The organism is Lacticaseibacillus nasuensis JCM 17158 (genome assembly GCF_001434705.1).
In the GTDB taxonomy this organism is placed as follows: Bacteria; Bacillota; Bacilli; order Lactobacillales; family Lactobacillaceae; genus Lacticaseibacillus; species Lacticaseibacillus nasuensis.
The window spans coordinates 15,414-29,303 of record NZ_AZDJ01000032.1 but is presented as its reverse complement, the minus strand read 5'-3'; the positions used below and the strand labels follow the sequence as shown (position 1 = coordinate 29,303).

16 protein-coding genes are annotated in these 13,890 nt (G+C 57.4%); 12 read left to right on the top strand and 4 right to left on the bottom strand.

The genetic code is table 11. The annotated features are described in order from the left end of the window. Positions 1-23: 23 nt before the first annotated feature. The 6 genes from FD02_RS09440 (at position 24) to trxA (ending at position 4,511) form a co-directional block, all read left to right on the top strand. Positions 24-284: an IreB family regulatory phosphoprotein gene (locus tag FD02_RS09440; RefSeq protein ID WP_054722471.1), complete on the top strand. Its 261-nt coding sequence runs from the start codon at positions 24-26 to the stop codon at positions 282-284. After that, positions 285-719, top strand: a complete 435-nt coding sequence (gene ruvX, locus FD02_RS09435; RefSeq protein WP_054722469.1) for a Holliday junction resolvase RuvX — start codon at positions 285-287, stop codon at positions 717-719. It abuts the gene before it with no gap. Between the two features lie 18 nt (positions 720-737). Continuing rightward, on the top strand, positions 738-1,061 hold the full coding sequence (locus tag FD02_RS09430; protein WP_054722467.1) for a DUF1292 domain-containing protein: 324 nt from the start codon (positions 738-740) through the stop codon (positions 1,059-1,061). 135 nt (positions 1,062-1,196) lie between these two features. After that, positions 1,197-1,736: a CvpA family protein gene (locus tag FD02_RS09425; protein WP_056951944.1), complete on the top strand. Its 540-nt coding sequence runs from the start codon at positions 1,197-1,199 to the stop codon at positions 1,734-1,736. 40 nt (positions 1,737-1,776) lie between these two features. Further along, on the top strand, positions 1,777-4,131 hold the full coding sequence (locus FD02_RS09420) for an endonuclease MutS2 (RefSeq protein WP_054722463.1): 2,355 nt from the start codon (positions 1,777-1,779) through the stop codon (positions 4,129-4,131). A 68-nt stretch (positions 4,132-4,199) separates the two neighbouring features. Beyond that, on the top strand, positions 4,200-4,511 hold the full coding sequence (gene trxA / locus FD02_RS09415) for a thioredoxin (protein ID WP_054722462.1): 312 nt from the start codon (positions 4,200-4,202) through the stop codon (positions 4,509-4,511). A gap of 40 nt (positions 4,512-4,551) precedes the next feature. Here trxA and FD02_RS09410 read toward each other — a convergent pair whose 3' ends face one another. After that, a complete protein-coding gene (locus FD02_RS09410) occupies positions 4,552-5,016 on the bottom strand; it encodes a DUF2507 domain-containing protein (protein WP_056951942.1) in 465 nt (154 codons plus the stop codon). Between the two features lie 131 nt (positions 5,017-5,147). On the opposite strand from FD02_RS09410, the gene racE reads away from it, so the two are divergent. Both racE and FD02_RS09400 read left to right on the top strand, forming a co-directional pair. Continuing rightward, positions 5,148-6,590 (top strand): glutamate racemase, encoded by a 1,443-nt coding sequence (gene racE / locus FD02_RS09405; RefSeq protein ID WP_056951940.1) that lies wholly within the window; start codon positions 5,148-5,150, stop codon positions 6,588-6,590. Beyond that, on the top strand, positions 6,587-7,117 hold the full coding sequence (locus FD02_RS09400) for a YfcE family phosphodiesterase (RefSeq protein ID WP_056951938.1): 531 nt from the start codon (positions 6,587-6,589) through the stop codon (positions 7,115-7,117). Before racE ends, FD02_RS09400 begins: the two co-directional genes overlap by 4 nt. Positions 7,118-7,153: 36 nt before the next feature. Here FD02_RS09400 and FD02_RS09395 read toward each other — a convergent pair whose 3' ends face one another. Beyond that, entirely contained in the window at positions 7,154-7,885 is a 732-nt protein-coding gene (locus tag FD02_RS09395) for an MIP/aquaporin family protein (RefSeq protein ID WP_054722460.1), read from the bottom strand. Positions 7,886-8,055: 170 nt separating this feature from the next. Here FD02_RS09395 and cbpB point away from each other — a divergent pair, with 170 nt between their 5' ends. Beyond that, positions 8,056-8,535, top strand: coding sequence for a cyclic-di-AMP-binding protein CbpB (gene cbpB, locus FD02_RS09390; protein ID WP_054722457.1), 480 nt, complete (start codon positions 8,056-8,058; stop codon positions 8,533-8,535). Between the two features lie 27 nt (positions 8,536-8,562). Here the strand turns inward: cbpB and FD02_RS09385 are convergent, their stop codons facing one another. Beyond that, complete coding sequence (locus tag FD02_RS09385; protein WP_056952207.1) at positions 8,563-9,387, bottom strand: mechanosensitive ion channel family protein; 825 nt, start codon at positions 9,385-9,387, stop codon at positions 8,563-8,565. A 195-nt stretch (positions 9,388-9,582) separates the two neighbouring features. Between FD02_RS09385 and FD02_RS09380 the strand changes: the two genes are divergently transcribed. Both FD02_RS09380 and FD02_RS09375 read left to right on the top strand, forming a co-directional pair. Further along, positions 9,583-10,008, top strand: a complete 426-nt coding sequence (locus FD02_RS09380) for a DUF948 domain-containing protein (RefSeq protein WP_056951936.1) — start codon at positions 9,583-9,585, stop codon at positions 10,006-10,008. An 11-nt stretch (positions 10,009-10,019) separates the two neighbouring features. Further along, a complete protein-coding gene (locus tag FD02_RS09375) occupies positions 10,020-10,511 on the top strand; it encodes a YtxH domain-containing protein (protein WP_056951934.1) in 492 nt (163 codons plus the stop codon). A gap of 1,073 nt (positions 10,512-11,584) precedes the next feature. On the opposite strand, the gene FD02_RS09370 is transcribed toward FD02_RS09375, so the two are convergent. After that, positions 11,585-12,685: a M24 family metallopeptidase gene (locus tag FD02_RS09370; RefSeq protein WP_056951932.1), complete on the bottom strand. Its 1,101-nt coding sequence runs from the start codon at positions 12,683-12,685 to the stop codon at positions 11,585-11,587. 196 nt (positions 12,686-12,881) lie between these two features. Between FD02_RS09370 and ccpA the strand changes: the two genes are divergently transcribed. Continuing rightward, positions 12,882-13,883, top strand: coding sequence for a catabolite control protein A (gene ccpA / locus FD02_RS09365; RefSeq protein ID WP_054722455.1), 1,002 nt, complete (start codon positions 12,882-12,884; stop codon positions 13,881-13,883). Positions 13,884-13,890: the final 7 nt, after the last annotated feature.

Genomic DNA, 13,890 nt, shown 5'->3' with positions numbered 1-13,890 from the left:
GAGACAGAATTGAGGTGTTAGGAATGAGCACACTAGATCAAACAGTTCACTTTGACTTTCATGACAATGATCCCAAAAACGTGCGCGAGACGCTTGAAACCGTGTATCAGTCGCTGGAGGAAAAGGGCTACAACCCGATCAACCAAATCGTCGGCTACCTGATTTCCGGCGACCCGGCCTACATCCCGCGGTATAACGATGCGCGCAATTTGATTCGCAAGCACGAACGCGACGAGATCATCGAAGAGCTTGTTCGTAATTACCTCGGCAAGGAGAAAGACTAGATGCGGCTCATGGGGCTCGACGTCGGGTCACGAACTGTCGGGGTGGCGATGAGCGATCCGTTTGGCTGGACGGCGCAAGGCCTCGAGATCATCCGGATCAATGAGGACAAAGGCGAGTTCGGCATCGCCCGGGTCCGCGAGCTGGTGACGCAATATGAGGTCACCGGATTCGTGGTGGGCCTGCCGAAGAACATGAACAACTCGCTGGGTCCCCGCGCCGAGAAGTCACAGGAATACGGGGAGCGCTTGGCTACCGAGTTTGGGTTGCCCGTGGATTACACCGACGAGCGCCTGACGACGGTGGAGGCCAGCCGCATGCTGATTGAAGAGGCAGACGCGTCCCGCAAGCGGCAAAAGCAAGTCATCGACAAGCTCGCCGCGCAAATGATCCTGCAGAATTATTTAGACGCCAAAGGCAAACTAACACGCGCATAAGCGCCGGAGGAAGACACGATGGCAGACGAAAAACATGTGCAAAAAGGCACCGATGACCAGCAGATTACCTTAACCGATGATCAAGGCAACGAAGAACTTTATCAGGTTCTGTTTACGTTTGATTCTGAAGACTACGGCAAAAGCTACGTGTTGCTTTACCCAAGCGCGGCGCAGGAAGACGAGGAAGTCGAAATTCAGGCTTACTCGTTTAAGCCAGACCAGGCTGGCGACGCGGCTTCCGGTGACTTGTACCCCATCGAGGATGACGACGAGTGGGACATGGTCGAAGAAGTGTTGAACACGTTTTTGGCCGATTCGGATGACGATGACGCAACCGACTAAAGCGCTTGGACCGCGGTGGTGATCAACGGATCGCCACCGCGGTTTCTTTTGCCCCGCGGTTGAATATGCTAAACTAAGAGGCGACAAAATTCGGCTGATGCGCTGCTCGCGTCACCCTCTGCAAAGGAAGGAAATATGCTGACACTGTTGATTATTGCCATGTTGGCCTACAGTTTCTACGCCGGTGCGCGGCGTGGCATGTGGCTGCAAGGCGTATACCTGATTGGCTACCTGGTGAGCGCGATGGTGGCGGCAATGACTTATCGCGGCGTGGCCAAGACGATTGCGCTGTGGATCCCTTACCCCAGCGCGACGGAAGACAGCACGTTTGTCTTCTTCACCCATGCGGTGGGGTTGACCTTGGATGAGGCGTTTTACCACGGCGTCGCCTTCATCGGGATATTTGCGCTGGGCTGGGTCGTGACGCGCTTCGTCGCGCTGTGGTGGCACGACTTGACTTTCCGGCGCGGCGACGAGCAGCTCAGCCTGGCCGTCGGTGGGGTGACCAATGTTGTCGTGGGCTATTTCATCATTTTTTTGGTGTTATACCTGTTGGCCTTGGTCCCAGTCGGCGGGATTCAACAGGCGCTGGCGCATTCGTTTGCCGCCAAGACGATTGTTCGCTACACCCCGGGGTTGACCCAGCTGTTTACGGCGCTTTGGGTGACGGCATGACAAAAGCGGCTGCGGCCGCTTTTTGTGTGAAAGGAACAAGATGAACACTAAAATTTTACAAACCCTTGAATTTGATAAAATTCGCCAGGCGTTGCGGGCTAATGTCGTCACGGCTAACGGCGATGCCCGCGCGGCGGCCTTGACGCCGAGTGCCGACGTCGCCACCGTCCGGGAAACGCTGGCCGAAACCAGCGATGGGGCCGCGATTTTGCGCTTAACCGGCGGCATTCCGGTGCCCGCTTTGACCGACATTACGCCGGCCTTGCAGCGGGTGCGCATCGGCGCGGTGCTGAACGGCAAGGAACTCGCCGCCGTGACGCGCGTGCTGAAAACGGTGCAAGCCGTCAGCGACTTTTTCGCCGACTTGGCCGAGCGGCTGGAGGCCGACACGGTGGCGGCGCTGGCAGCACAGCTCACTGCGCTGCCGGCGTTGACGCGCACCTTGCGTAAGGCCGTCGACGAAGACGGCCGCCTGACCGACGAGGCGTCGCCGGAGTTAGGCCGCATTCGCGGCCAGGTTCGGCAGCTGGAAAACACCATTCGTAGCCGCATGGAGCAGTATACCCGCGGTAATTCGGCGAAATACCTGTCGGATCCCATCATCACCATTCGTGACGACCGCTACGTGATTCCGGTGAAGGCCGAACACCGTAGCCAGTTTGGCGGCGTCGTGCATGACCAAAGCGCCTCGGGCCAGACGCTGTTCGTCGAGCCGCAAGCCATTGTCGACATGAACAACCGGCTACGCGAGGCGCAAATCGCCGAGCAAACGGAAAGCGAGCGCATCCTCGCCGAGTTATCCAACGAAGTGGCGCCTTACGCCTCGGAGTTGCGGCAAAACGCCGACATTCTCGGCCACCTGGACTTCATCAACGCCAAGGCCAAATACGCCAAAACTATCAAGGCCACGGCGCCGGAGGTTTCCGCCGAGAACCACGTCGACTTGCTGGCGGCCCGGCACCCGCTGCTGGACCCCGCCAAGGTCGTGCCCAATCGCATTACCCTTGGCGCCGATTACGGCGCGATTGTCGTGACCGGCCCGAACACCGGCGGGAAAACCATCACGCTGAAGACCCTCGGCCTGTTGCAGTTGATGGGGCAAGCCGGCCTGTTCATTCCCGCCGAAGCCGGCAGTCAAATCGGCGTGTACAGCAACGTGTTTGCCGATATTGGTGATGAGCAGTCGATTGAGCAAAGCCTGAGTACGTTTTCCGGCCACATGAAAACCATCGTCGACATTCTCGATCAACTCGATGCGCGCTCACTGGTGCTGTTCGACGAGCTCGGCGCCGGTACCGACCCGCAAGAAGGCGCAGCACTCGCCATCGCGATTCTCGATGAGGTCGGTGCAAGCGGGGCGGCCGTCGTGGCGACGACCCACTATCCGGAGCTGAAGCTGTATGGCTATAACACGCCGGGCACGATCAACGCGTCGATGGAGTTTGACAGCAACACCTTGCAGCCGACCTATCGCCTGTTGATCGGGGTGCCTGGGCGCTCTAACGCCTTTGACATTTCCCTGCGCCTCGGGCTGGCCGCGCCAATCGTCGAGCGCGCCAAGGGCTTGATTGCCGATGACTCGCACGACTTGAACAATATGATTGCCGACTTGGAAAACCAGCGCAAGGCCGCCGAAACCGAGTATCACGAAACCCGGCGGCAGCTGGCAGAAGCCGAGCAGCTGCACGCCGATTTGCAGCACGCCTATGAGCAATTTTATGCTGAGCGCGAGCACCAGCTGGCGATTGCCAAGGACAAGGCCAACGCGCTGGTGGACACGGCGCAGGCTAAGGCCGATAAGATCATCAAACAGCTGCGGCAACTGCAGCTGGCGCAACATAGCGACATCAAGGAAAATCAGCTGATTGAGGCCAAAACGGCGCTGAACAACTTGCATCAAAGCAAACCCGTGAAGCAAAATCGCGTGCTGCGTCGCGAAAAGGCCAAGCAAAGCCTGCGCCAAGGCGACACCGTGAAGTCCCTGCAATACGGACAAACCGGCACCTTGATGAAGCAGGTGGATAAGACACACTGGGAGGTGCAACTCGGCATCATTCGCATGCAGCTGCCGACCAGCGACCTGCAAAAGGTGACGCAAGCCAGCGAACCGGAACCAAAGCGGCGAATCACCACCGTGCGCGGCGCCAGCGGGCCCAGCACCACGCTGGACCTGCGCGGCGAGCGCTACGAGGCGGCAATGGCCAAGCTGGATCAATACATCGATGCCGCGCTGTTGGCGGGGTATCCACAGGTCACCATCATTCACGGCCTTGGCACCGGCGCGATTCGCAACGGGGTCACTAAGTACCTGCGGCAAAATAAGCAGGTGGCGAAATTTGGCTTTGCGCCGCAAAATGCCGGCGGCGGGGGCGCGACCATCGTGCAATTCAAATGACGAAAAGATAGCAATTTGTTGGCGAACGTGCTATGCTATAGTTACGAAAAGTAAGAGGAGGCCTTCCAATGGTACAAGCAGTGACAGATCAGAACTTTAAGACAGAAACCGATGCCGGCGTGACGTTAACCGATTTTTGGGCAACGTGGTGCGGCCCGTGTCGGATGCAAAGTCCAGTCGTTGAGGCGCTGGCCGATGATCGCAAGGACGTGAAGTTCGTGAAGATGGATGTCGACGCGAATCCGGACACGCCGAAGTCTTTTGGCATCATGGCCATTCCGACCTTGCTCGTGAAGAAGAACGGTGACGTGGTCGAGAAGATCGTCGGCTACCACACCAAGGATCAACTGAACGAGATTCTCGATAAGTATACGAAGTAATCCAAAAAAGGGAGCGCCGCGGCGCTCCCTTTTTGCTGCTTTAGAATTCGAGGAAATCGGTGATGGCCCCTTGAGGATCCTTGGGGTCTAAGACGCAGGTGATGGTGACGGTGTCGCGGTGCGGCTCGGCGACGTCGGCCTCAACCACGGCGCCGAATTGTTGCTGCAGGCTTTGGGCGATAAAACCGGCCTCCAGCCGAAAGTCCGCATCCGTATTGGCCGTCAGCCGCGCCGCCACCACCGGCCCGCTAAGCGTGAAGAGGCGGACTTGCCGTTTTGCCTTGCCTGCCTGGAGTTCGCCGAAGCCCAGCTGCGCAAAGGCGGCAGGCAGGTCGCTTTCTTGCACCGGCAACTTGCGCGCGAGGTTGCGGCCAGCCCAATATAAGATTGCGTGGGTTTCTTCCCCCAGCAAGTCGGGCAGCAGGAGGTCACGCAGGGTTAGCGGTGCGGTGAGTGGGACAGTGGTGGATTGGTGAAGCAGCGATGCGTAGTCTTGATTGGCCAAGATGGTTCCTCCTTGCTTTCACCGTTAAGTATACGCAACTTGCTGAGAAAATTCACACCTCGCGGTAAACTTGAATTTTTACCAGAGACGGCCCACAATAAAGGTTCAGATTACAGTGAAGGGGAATTATTGTGAACACTCAACCAATCGGCTTCATCGATTCAGGTGTCGGCGGATTAACCGTGGTCAAAGAGGCCCGACGGCAGTTGCCAAACGAAAACATCATCTTTTTAGGCGACCAGGCGCGCCTGCCTTATGGGCCCCGACCCGCGGCGCAGGTGCGGGCCTTCACGTGGCAAATGGTGAACTTCTTGTTGCGCCAGCACATCAAGATGCTGGTCGTCGCTTGCAACACCGCCACGGGGGCTGCGTTGAGTGACTTGAAGGCCAAGTTGTCGATTCCGGTGGTTGGGGTCATCGTGCCCGGGGCGCGCGCCGCGATTCGCGCCACGCACACGCGCCACGTCGGCGTCATCGCCACTGTCGGCACAGTACGCAGCGATGCGTACGCCCAGGCAATGCACCAAAAAGCCACCGACATTCAGGTGACCAGCCTGGCCGCGCCGAAGCTGGTGCCGCTGGTCGAAAGTAACGAGATGCACTCGGCCGTCGCCAAGCGCGTCGTGGCCGAAACCCTGCGCCCATTGCAGCATACCGACATCGACACCCTGGTCATGGGCTGCACGCATTACCCGCTGCTCAAGCCATTGATTCAAAACGTGATGGGCGACGACGTGACGCTGATCGATTCCGGCGTCCAAACCGTCAGTGAAGTCTCAATGCTCCTGGATTATTTTGGCATCGCCGCGGCCCCTGGCCAGACCAGCAATGCCCAGTTTTATACCACCGGGGCGGCGAAGCTGTTCAACGTGATCGCCAGCGACTGGCTGGGCCTCGCCGTGGCGGCAAAACACGTCGACATCACCGACGAGCCGCAAACCGTCGTGCCCAAGTTGCCCACCGATACCATCGTAGTTGCGTCGAAGAACCCGGGCAAGGTCAAGGAAATCGCCGCGATGTTTGCCACAGAAGGCGTGACGGTGAAAAGCCTGGCCGATTATCCCGAGTTGCCCGACGTCGCCGAAACCGGCACGACCTTCGAGGAAAACGCGCGGCTGAAGGCGGACGGGTATGCACGCATGCTCGAGCTGCCGGTGTTGGCCGACGACTCCGGGCTGATGGTCGACGCCCTTGGCGGCCAACCTGGCGTGTTCTCGGCGCGCTACGCCGGGGCGGGGCATAACGATGCCGCCAACAACGCCAAGTTGATTGCCGAGTTGGCAGAGGTGCCAGACGCCAAGCGCACCGCCAAATTCGTCAGCACCTTGGTGTTCGCCAAGCCGAACCAGCCCGAGCGGGATCTGGTGGTCAGCGGCACGGTGAGCGGCCGGATTGTCGGGCTGCCCCAAGGCCACGACGGTTTTGGCTACGATCCCTATTTTTACGTGCCGGCGCTGGGCAAAACCTTGGCGGAATTATCGCCAACCGAAAAAAATGCCATCAGTCATCGCGGCGCGGCCTTGCGCAAACTCGATCAGAAATGGCGGGCATGGTATCAGGAGGATGAGTCATGAAAATACTGGCAGTAAGCGACACTCATGGCGATCGCGCCATCTTAAGCACCATCTTGGCGCGTCACCCAGCCCTCGCCGGGTACTTTTACGCTGGCGATTCGGAATTGCCGGCTAGCGATGACTTGTTCACGCAGTTTGCCGCCGTGCGCGGAAATATGGATGCCGACAGTGGCTTTCCGTTGACGCGCACCGTGCCGGTGGCCGCAGCCGACGTGACGGCGACGGTGTTTTTGACGCATGGCCACCGCTACGGCGTGAACTTTGGGTTAGGCGAGCTCATCGCCGCGGGCAGTGAAGTGCACGCCGACTTGGTGATTTTTGGCCACACGCATCAACTCGGCGTCGAGCAGCACGCCGGCATGGTGCTGCTGAATCCCGGCAGTATTTCGCAGCCGCGAGGGGAGTTTGCCCGCTTAGGCGGCACCTATGCCATCGTGACCCTGACGGCCACGCTGGTGCAAGTTGAGTTTCTCACGCGCGACGGGCAACTCGTGCCAAGTTTAACGCGCAAATTCTCGCGCCAATAAAAATAGACGTCACCGGCTGGTGGCGTCTATTTTCGACTAAAGAAAGACGGTTTTATACAAGAGAATCGCGGTGATGGCGGCCAAGGTCGGCGCAACCACCGGCACCCAAGCGTAACCCCAATCGGAGTCGCCCTTGTGCCGCAGCGGCAATAAGGCGTGTAGGATGCGGGGACCGAGGTCACGGGCAGGGTTCAAGGCCGGGCCGGTGGGGCCACCGAATGACGCGACCAGCGTGGCTACCAGAAAACCGAGCGCCATGTGTGCGGTACCGAGATTGTCGCTGAAAAATGGGGCCTTGGTGATGCCTAGCGCGCCGAAGAACAAAATAAAGGAACCAATAAATTCGTTGATGAAGCCGTTGAGTTGGCTCTTCGTGGCGCTGATGGTGCTAAACGTACCGAGAATGTGTTGCGGGTTAGTCGTGAGGTCGTAGTGCGGCTTGTAAGCGGCGACGACCCACAGCTGGCCAAACATCGCCCCGGCAAATTGAACGAGGATGTAAGGCAGGACCTCTGCCCAGGGAAACATGCCGGCAACCGCCAGCCCGATGGTGAAGGCGGGGTTGATGTGGTTGCCGGAAATGCCGCCGATGATCATCGCCGGAATCATGACCCCGGCGCCGTAACCCACGGCAATCAGCATCCAGTCCGAGCCGTTCCCCTTGGTCCCCTTGAGGTCGACGTTGGCGACGGAACCGTTACCTAGCGCCACCATGATTGCTGTCCCCATAAATTCAGCAATCAGGCGGACGGTTAAACTATAATCCATTGTTCTCCTCCATCTCTGTGACTGCGCAAAGCACGCATGAAAACAATTTTACCAACTTATGGAACTATAGTAAATGACAGTTTAACGGGTTGTAAAGTTTCAGCTTTGTAAGTGTTTTCACAACGGGAATCGGTTAAGATAGAAGGGTACCCTAAAGGAGAGATTAGCGAATGATGAATCAAGCGATCGACACAATGCTGATCGAGAATCGCAAACACTTTATGATTCCTGGCGAAATGGTCGCCAGTGTCAACGCCGACAACGCCTTGCGCCACGCGTTTTTGGTGCTGACAAAGGTGCGTTACGCCAAGGTCCCCGTGCTTGATAACGACGACCATTTCCTCGGCCTGATTTCCCTGGCGATGATCACCGAGCCGATGCTGGGCCTCGACGACATTAACCTCAAGCCGCTGGATGAGTTGTGCGTCAAAGACGTGATGGAAACCGGCGTGCCCACGATTGAAGACCCATACGACGTGGAAAATGTCTTGCACCTGCTGGTGGATTCGCCATTTCTGCCAGTTGTGCAAGCTGATGGCACCTTCACCGGCATCGTGACTCGGCGCGAAGTGATGAAGGGCATTAATTACATCGGCCATAACATCGACAAGCGGTACGACATGACGCCGCTGCCGCCAACTGAGGCATAAGAAAAGCGCGCCAGCGGCGCGCTTTTCTTATGCCTGACCCGGGTAAATCGTTGTGGGGATGGGAATGCCGGCTTTGGTTAGGGCTTTCACATACGCGGTCAAAAATTTTCGTTGCGTCGGCAGCTGCTCGCCGCTTTTCACGTAAATGAGGACCTGGTAGCTGAAGGTGCCGTCGCCATTCGGGGCCAGCCCCAACAGATCCGGGCCGGCGGTAATCGCTGGCGTTTGCGGGACGAGCTTGGCGTTGACGGCTTCCAGCACGGTGCGAATCTGATCCAGGTCGGCGTCACCGCGGGCCGGAAGCTTGATAATCACCTGCATTTGGCTGCGGGACTTGTTGGCGACGATGGTGATGTTGCGATTGGGAATGAAGTTGACCGTGCCATCAGCGCTTTTGACGATGGTGGTGCGTAGCCCCACGGCGGTGACCGTGCCGGACACGGCGCCTAAGGTCACGGTGTCGCCGACGTCAAACTGGCCTTCAAGAATGATGAAAAAGCCGGTGACCACGTCGCTGACGAAGCCTTGCGCGCCGAGCCCCAAGGCGATGCCCACCACGCCGGCGCCGGCGAGCAGCGTTCCCACCGGCACGCCGAGCACGGTTAAGACGGCGTACAGGTAGAAGAAAATTACCGTATAGGAAAAGGCGTTGAGACTCAGCGTGTGCATCGTCGCGACGCGGGTAGCGCTAAGGTGGGAGTGCGCGGCGTATGTCGTGAAGCCACGGTCGATTAGTTTTCTGCCCACGGCACGAATGATGGCGAATAACACGGTGAAGAGAACCAGTTGCCACAATAAGCCGAGTAGCGAGGACAAGACGCGTTCCCAGTCGATTTTTTCAAAATAGCGCATGAGCCAGTTAGGGTTCGTGACTTTATCCGTCAAGGCTAGACCTCCTGTGCCGAAATGCCGGCGTCGCATTTCAGTGTAGCAGAAATCGCCGGGGTTGTGCACCTGCGTGAGCGCTTTCTCGTTCCAATTGCTCAATGCCTTAAATGATGATATTCTTAGTAGTAACAGGCCGCTTAGCGGACGAGGAGGGAGCATATGTCTGGAGGACAAATTGCAGGATTGATCGCTGCCATTGCATTCTTGATTATTGCGTTAGCATTCTTGTTACTGGCGGCGCGCATTGCGAGTGTCACCAAGGAAGTGCGCGGCACAGTCAAGGAGGTCAATACGACCTTGAATGTGGTCAACGCGGAGCTTGGCGGGTTGACACACGAAGTCGAGGCATTGCTGACCAAGTCCAATACGCTATTGAACGACGTCAACGGCAAAGTCGCCGCCATCGACCCGGTATTTACCGCGATTGGTGAGCTTGGTGAAAGTGTCTCGGAGCTGAATACGAGCACGCGCAACCTGGCGACGAAGGTTTCTAGCGGGGCGAAGAACTCCGCGAAGGCCGGCGTGGCCCTGAAGGTTGGTCGCACCGCAATGAAGTTGTTTACGAAAAAAGACGCGACAAAATAGGAGGAAATCACATGGCAAAGGGACATTTCTTGTTAGGATTTATTCTTGGCGGGGCCAGCGCCTTGGCCGCCACCTATCTGCTGACGCCACAAACCAGCGACGAGCTGAAGCATAAGTGGCAGGAGAAAAAAGACGACTTGGCGGACCGCGCCGCTGACTATTACGATTACGCCAAGGATGCCACTGCCGACTGGCGCGAATCCGCTGGCGAATTCGTAGCCGACCTCAAGGAACGCGCCCACGCAACGCCAGCCACCGACTTGGCCGACTACGACGACGCCACCGCCGCGTTGAAAGACGAGCTGACCGCGGCGCCTGAAGTTGCCACCGATGACGACTTCGACGACATCGTGGTGGATGGCAAGAGCGCTTTTGCCCAAGCCAAGGATGATTTCGATGCCGCGACGGCGCCAGCCGATGATGCTGACGCGCCAGAGGCACCGGAAGCCCCAGAAGCACCGGCGGCCGCTGAGCCGACGACACCAGAAGATCCAGAAGCTTAAGCGAAAATTGTGAACGAGTTGCCCCCGCGGGCGGCTCGTTTTTTGTTTTTCGTCTGGCAGGTCGGGTTTCCCCCCTTCATAGATAAATGTCATTGAGAAGCCAAAATGTTAAGTTTTTGGCCAATTAGCCCCGGTGTAACGGCATTTCTATTTTGGCAATATTTTGGATTTCGCCATTTATCCATTTAAACGAAAAAATGACGGTCGACTTGATGGGAAGGACCGCTCCAGAAAAAATGAGAACATTCTCATCAAAATCAGTGGCTGTAACCCTTGGTACAATAGGCTTTTGAAATTTGTTGAATTTGCGACCTTAACATTTGGCGATCTCAATGACATTTATAGGTGTAAGGGTCATCACCGGCCGGCAAAAACCTCACACAGACTCGGGCAGTCAGTACCATTTCGTCCAGGCGGGAGCGCCAGCATCAATTACTCAGGTGGGAGTCGCCAGCTTCAGCGATTCAGGTGCGAGCACGCCGGCAATATTTGCGCTCAGACTCGGACAGTCAGCAATATTTCGTCCAGGCCGCGGGCCGCCAGCTTCAGTCGCCTAATGACCTGAGAATCTCCTGACCGCGCATTAACGGCGCAAGCCCGCGCAGCTCGAGATGAACAGGCCCGTGATTCGATGACCACTTTGGCTCAACTGCGCATCTCGCCATGCGGACATGAGTGAGAACATTGCGTTTCTCCTCACCATTCGCTCAGGGCTTGCCGTGCCTAGGGGATCCGTCGGTCATTGAATCACCATGCGTGCGAGATTCGCCGGCCGGTGATGCCGCACAGATTTGGACAGTCAGCAATACTTCGTCCAGGCTTCGGGCCGCCAGCATTAAGCGCCCATCATCAAGTCAGTGCGCTTGGCGCTTACCACTTGCAAGGGTAGCACCTCACCGGTTTGCAGAGACGTCTGTACGTCGGTGGCTGTCGGCGATTGCATGCATCGCCGCGCCGCAACTGAAGCAACAGAGTCATGACCGTTGCTTGAGGCTGACTTGGCCAAAATAAATGGCCCGTAATGGCATTTTTTCCATTGCGGGCCATTCGTGTGTCTGTAATTAGTATGCCACCTAAATCGTGGTGTAGGCCTTGCTGGTGTGGGTAAAGGGTTCGCAGCCAGTGGCGGTGACGTGCACGCAGTCTTCGATGCGCACGCCGGCGACGCCTGGAATATAAATCCCTGGTTCAATCGAGAAGCACATGCCCGGCTGTAATTCCATGTCGTTGCCCGCCATAATGGACGGGAACTCGTGGGTCGACATGCCGATGCCATGGCCGAGGCGATGGTTGAAGTATTCGCCATACCCGGCCTTGGTGATAATATCCCGGGCGATTTTGTCGAGGGCAGAGGCTTGCAGGCCTGGCCGCACGGCGGCTTGCGCGGTGAGTTGCGCCTCTAAGCAGACGTCGTAGATTTCCTTGGCCTTGGCCGACACTTCGCCACCAAAGGCAACGGTGCGCGTGGCGTCACTCATGTAGCCGTGATTATCGGTGCCGAGGTCGAACAACACGAGCTCGCCAGGTTGAATCTGCGTACCTTCCGGGCCACCATGGGGATCGGCAGCATCGACGCCGGCTTGCACGATGGTGTCGAAGCTCATGTTCATGACGCCTTCCTTCATCATCGCGTATTCGATTTCCGCGACGACGGCTTGCTCGGTGATGCCAGCGCGCAAGGCCTTGAAGCCGGCGGCAAAGGCGCGGTCGGCTTGTTGGCCGGCGGTGACCATTTGCGCGATTTCTTCAGGCGTCTTGATTAACTTCTGGCCTTCGACGAAGCGGGAGACGTCGGCGGGAAAGCTGGCCTGCGGGAATTGGCGGGTGATGGCTTCGAATTTGTAGACGGCTAGGTCGTCTTTTTCAATGCCCCATAGGCGTGGTTGCGGCGTGATTTGACGAATTTCGTCGCCGATGCGGGCAAATGGGTCTTCATGATCGAGGTAGCCGGCAGCCGCGTATGGCCAGCCGGCTTTTTTGACGGCTTCTAGCGATAGCGCCGGAACGAATAGTAGCGGATCGTGGTCGGGGAAAACAAACAGCCCCGTGATTCGTTCCTCGGGGTCGCTGAAGAATCCCGTGTAGTAATTAATGTTGGTGAAATTGCTGACGTACGCGACGTCGAGGCCTTGCTTGGCCACCCATGCTTGCAGTTCCTGTAAGTGTTGATTCATGTTGCGCCTCCTGAGTATGTTATGCGGATTAAGTATAGCACAGGCCGTTTTCACCGGCTTTCTGAAAAGTCCTCGTGAAAATTTGCATGAAAAATTCAGTAAACGCTTGCAACCCCGTCAACCGTCTGCTAAAATGACCTGTAAATCACAGTGACGATTTCTGCGAAAGATTAAAATGTAAGGAGATACATGAACAATGGAGAAGCAAACAATCACGATTTACGACGTGGCCCGCGAGGCCAACGTCTCGATGGCGACGGTCTCGCGTGTCGTTAACGGGAACCCGAATGTGAAGCCCGCGACCCGCAAGAAGGTCCTGGAGGTGATCGACCGCCTCGATTACCGGCCAAACGCGGTGGCGCGGGGCTTAGCCTCGAAGAAAACGACCACGGTTGGGGTCATCATCCCGGATGTCACGAACATGTTTTTCTCAAGCTTAGCGCGCGGGATCGATGACGTGGCGACGATGTACAAGTACAATATCATCCTGGCCAACTCCGACGAGAACTCGCAAAAAGAGGTCCAGGTGCTCAACACCTTGTTGGCTAAGCAAGTCGACGGGCTCATCTACATGGGCCACGAGATTTCTGACAATGTGCGCGCCGAATTCTCCCGCAGCAAGACGCCAATCGTGTTGGCCGGCTCCGTGGATCCTGACGAGCAAGTCGGCAGCGTCAACATCGATTATGTTGCCGCCGTCGAAGAAGCTACCGCGCGCCTGATTAAAACCGGCAACAAGCAGGTGGCCTTGGTGACTGGTCCGCTGACTCAGCCGATCAACGGCGAGTACCGCCTGCAGGGGTACAAGCAGGCGTTGGCTAAGGCCGGCTTGGCCTATGACGAAAGCCTTGTGTTTGAAACCGAGGCCAGCTATCATGCCGGCCTAGGCCTGTTCAAGCAGGTGCAAAAGTCCGGCGCCACCGCTGCCATTGCCGGCGATGACGAACTGGCCGTGGGTCTGTTGGACGCCGCCATTGATGCCGGCGTGAAGGTGCCAACGGACTTTGAGCTGATCACCAGCAACAACACGAAGCTCACCGAAATGGCCCGCCCGCAGCTGACCTCCATCGATCAGCCGCTGTATGATATCGGCGCCGTGGCGATGCGCCTATTGACCAAGATGATGAACAAAGAAGACATCGACGCCAAAACGGTGCGGTTAGGCTTTGACATTACCGCTCGCCAGTCGACGAAATAACCACCAA

Coding starts and splice junctions, on each gene's coding strand:
- trxA (WP_054722462.1), top strand. CDS start 4,200: ATGGTACAAGCAGTGACAGATCAGAACTTTAAGACAGAAACCGATGCC.
- FD02_RS09430 (WP_054722467.1), top strand. CDS start 738: ATGGCAGACGAAAAACATGTGCAAAAAGGCACCGATGACCAGCAGATT.
- ccpA (WP_054722455.1), top strand. CDS start 12,882: ATGGAGAAGCAAACAATCACGATTTACGACGTGGCCCGCGAGGCCAAC.
- FD02_RS09400 (WP_056951938.1), top strand. CDS start 6,587: ATGAAAATACTGGCAGTAAGCGACACTCATGGCGATCGCGCCATCTTA.
- FD02_RS09395 (WP_054722460.1), bottom strand. CDS start 7,885: ATGGATTATAGTTTAACCGTCCGCCTGATTGCTGAATTTATGGGGACA.
- FD02_RS09380 (WP_056951936.1), top strand. CDS start 9,583: ATGTCTGGAGGACAAATTGCAGGATTGATCGCTGCCATTGCATTCTTG.
- FD02_RS09385 (WP_056952207.1), bottom strand. CDS start 9,387: ATGCGCTATTTTGAAAAAATCGACTGGGAACGCGTCTTGTCCTCGCTA.
- FD02_RS09375 (WP_056951934.1), top strand. CDS start 10,020: ATGGCAAAGGGACATTTCTTGTTAGGATTTATTCTTGGCGGGGCCAGC.
- FD02_RS09370 (WP_056951932.1), bottom strand. CDS start 12,685: ATGAATCAACACTTACAGGAACTGCAAGCATGGGTGGCCAAGCAAGGC.
- cbpB (WP_054722457.1), top strand. CDS start 8,056: ATGATGAATCAAGCGATCGACACAATGCTGATCGAGAATCGCAAACAC.
- ruvX (WP_054722469.1), top strand. CDS start 285: ATGCGGCTCATGGGGCTCGACGTCGGGTCACGAACTGTCGGGGTGGCG.
- FD02_RS09420 (WP_054722463.1), top strand. CDS start 1,777: ATGAACACTAAAATTTTACAAACCCTTGAATTTGATAAAATTCGCCAG.
- FD02_RS09440 (WP_054722471.1), top strand. CDS start 24: ATGAGCACACTAGATCAAACAGTTCACTTTGACTTTCATGACAATGAT.
- FD02_RS09425 (WP_056951944.1), top strand. CDS start 1,197: ATGCTGACACTGTTGATTATTGCCATGTTGGCCTACAGTTTCTACGCC.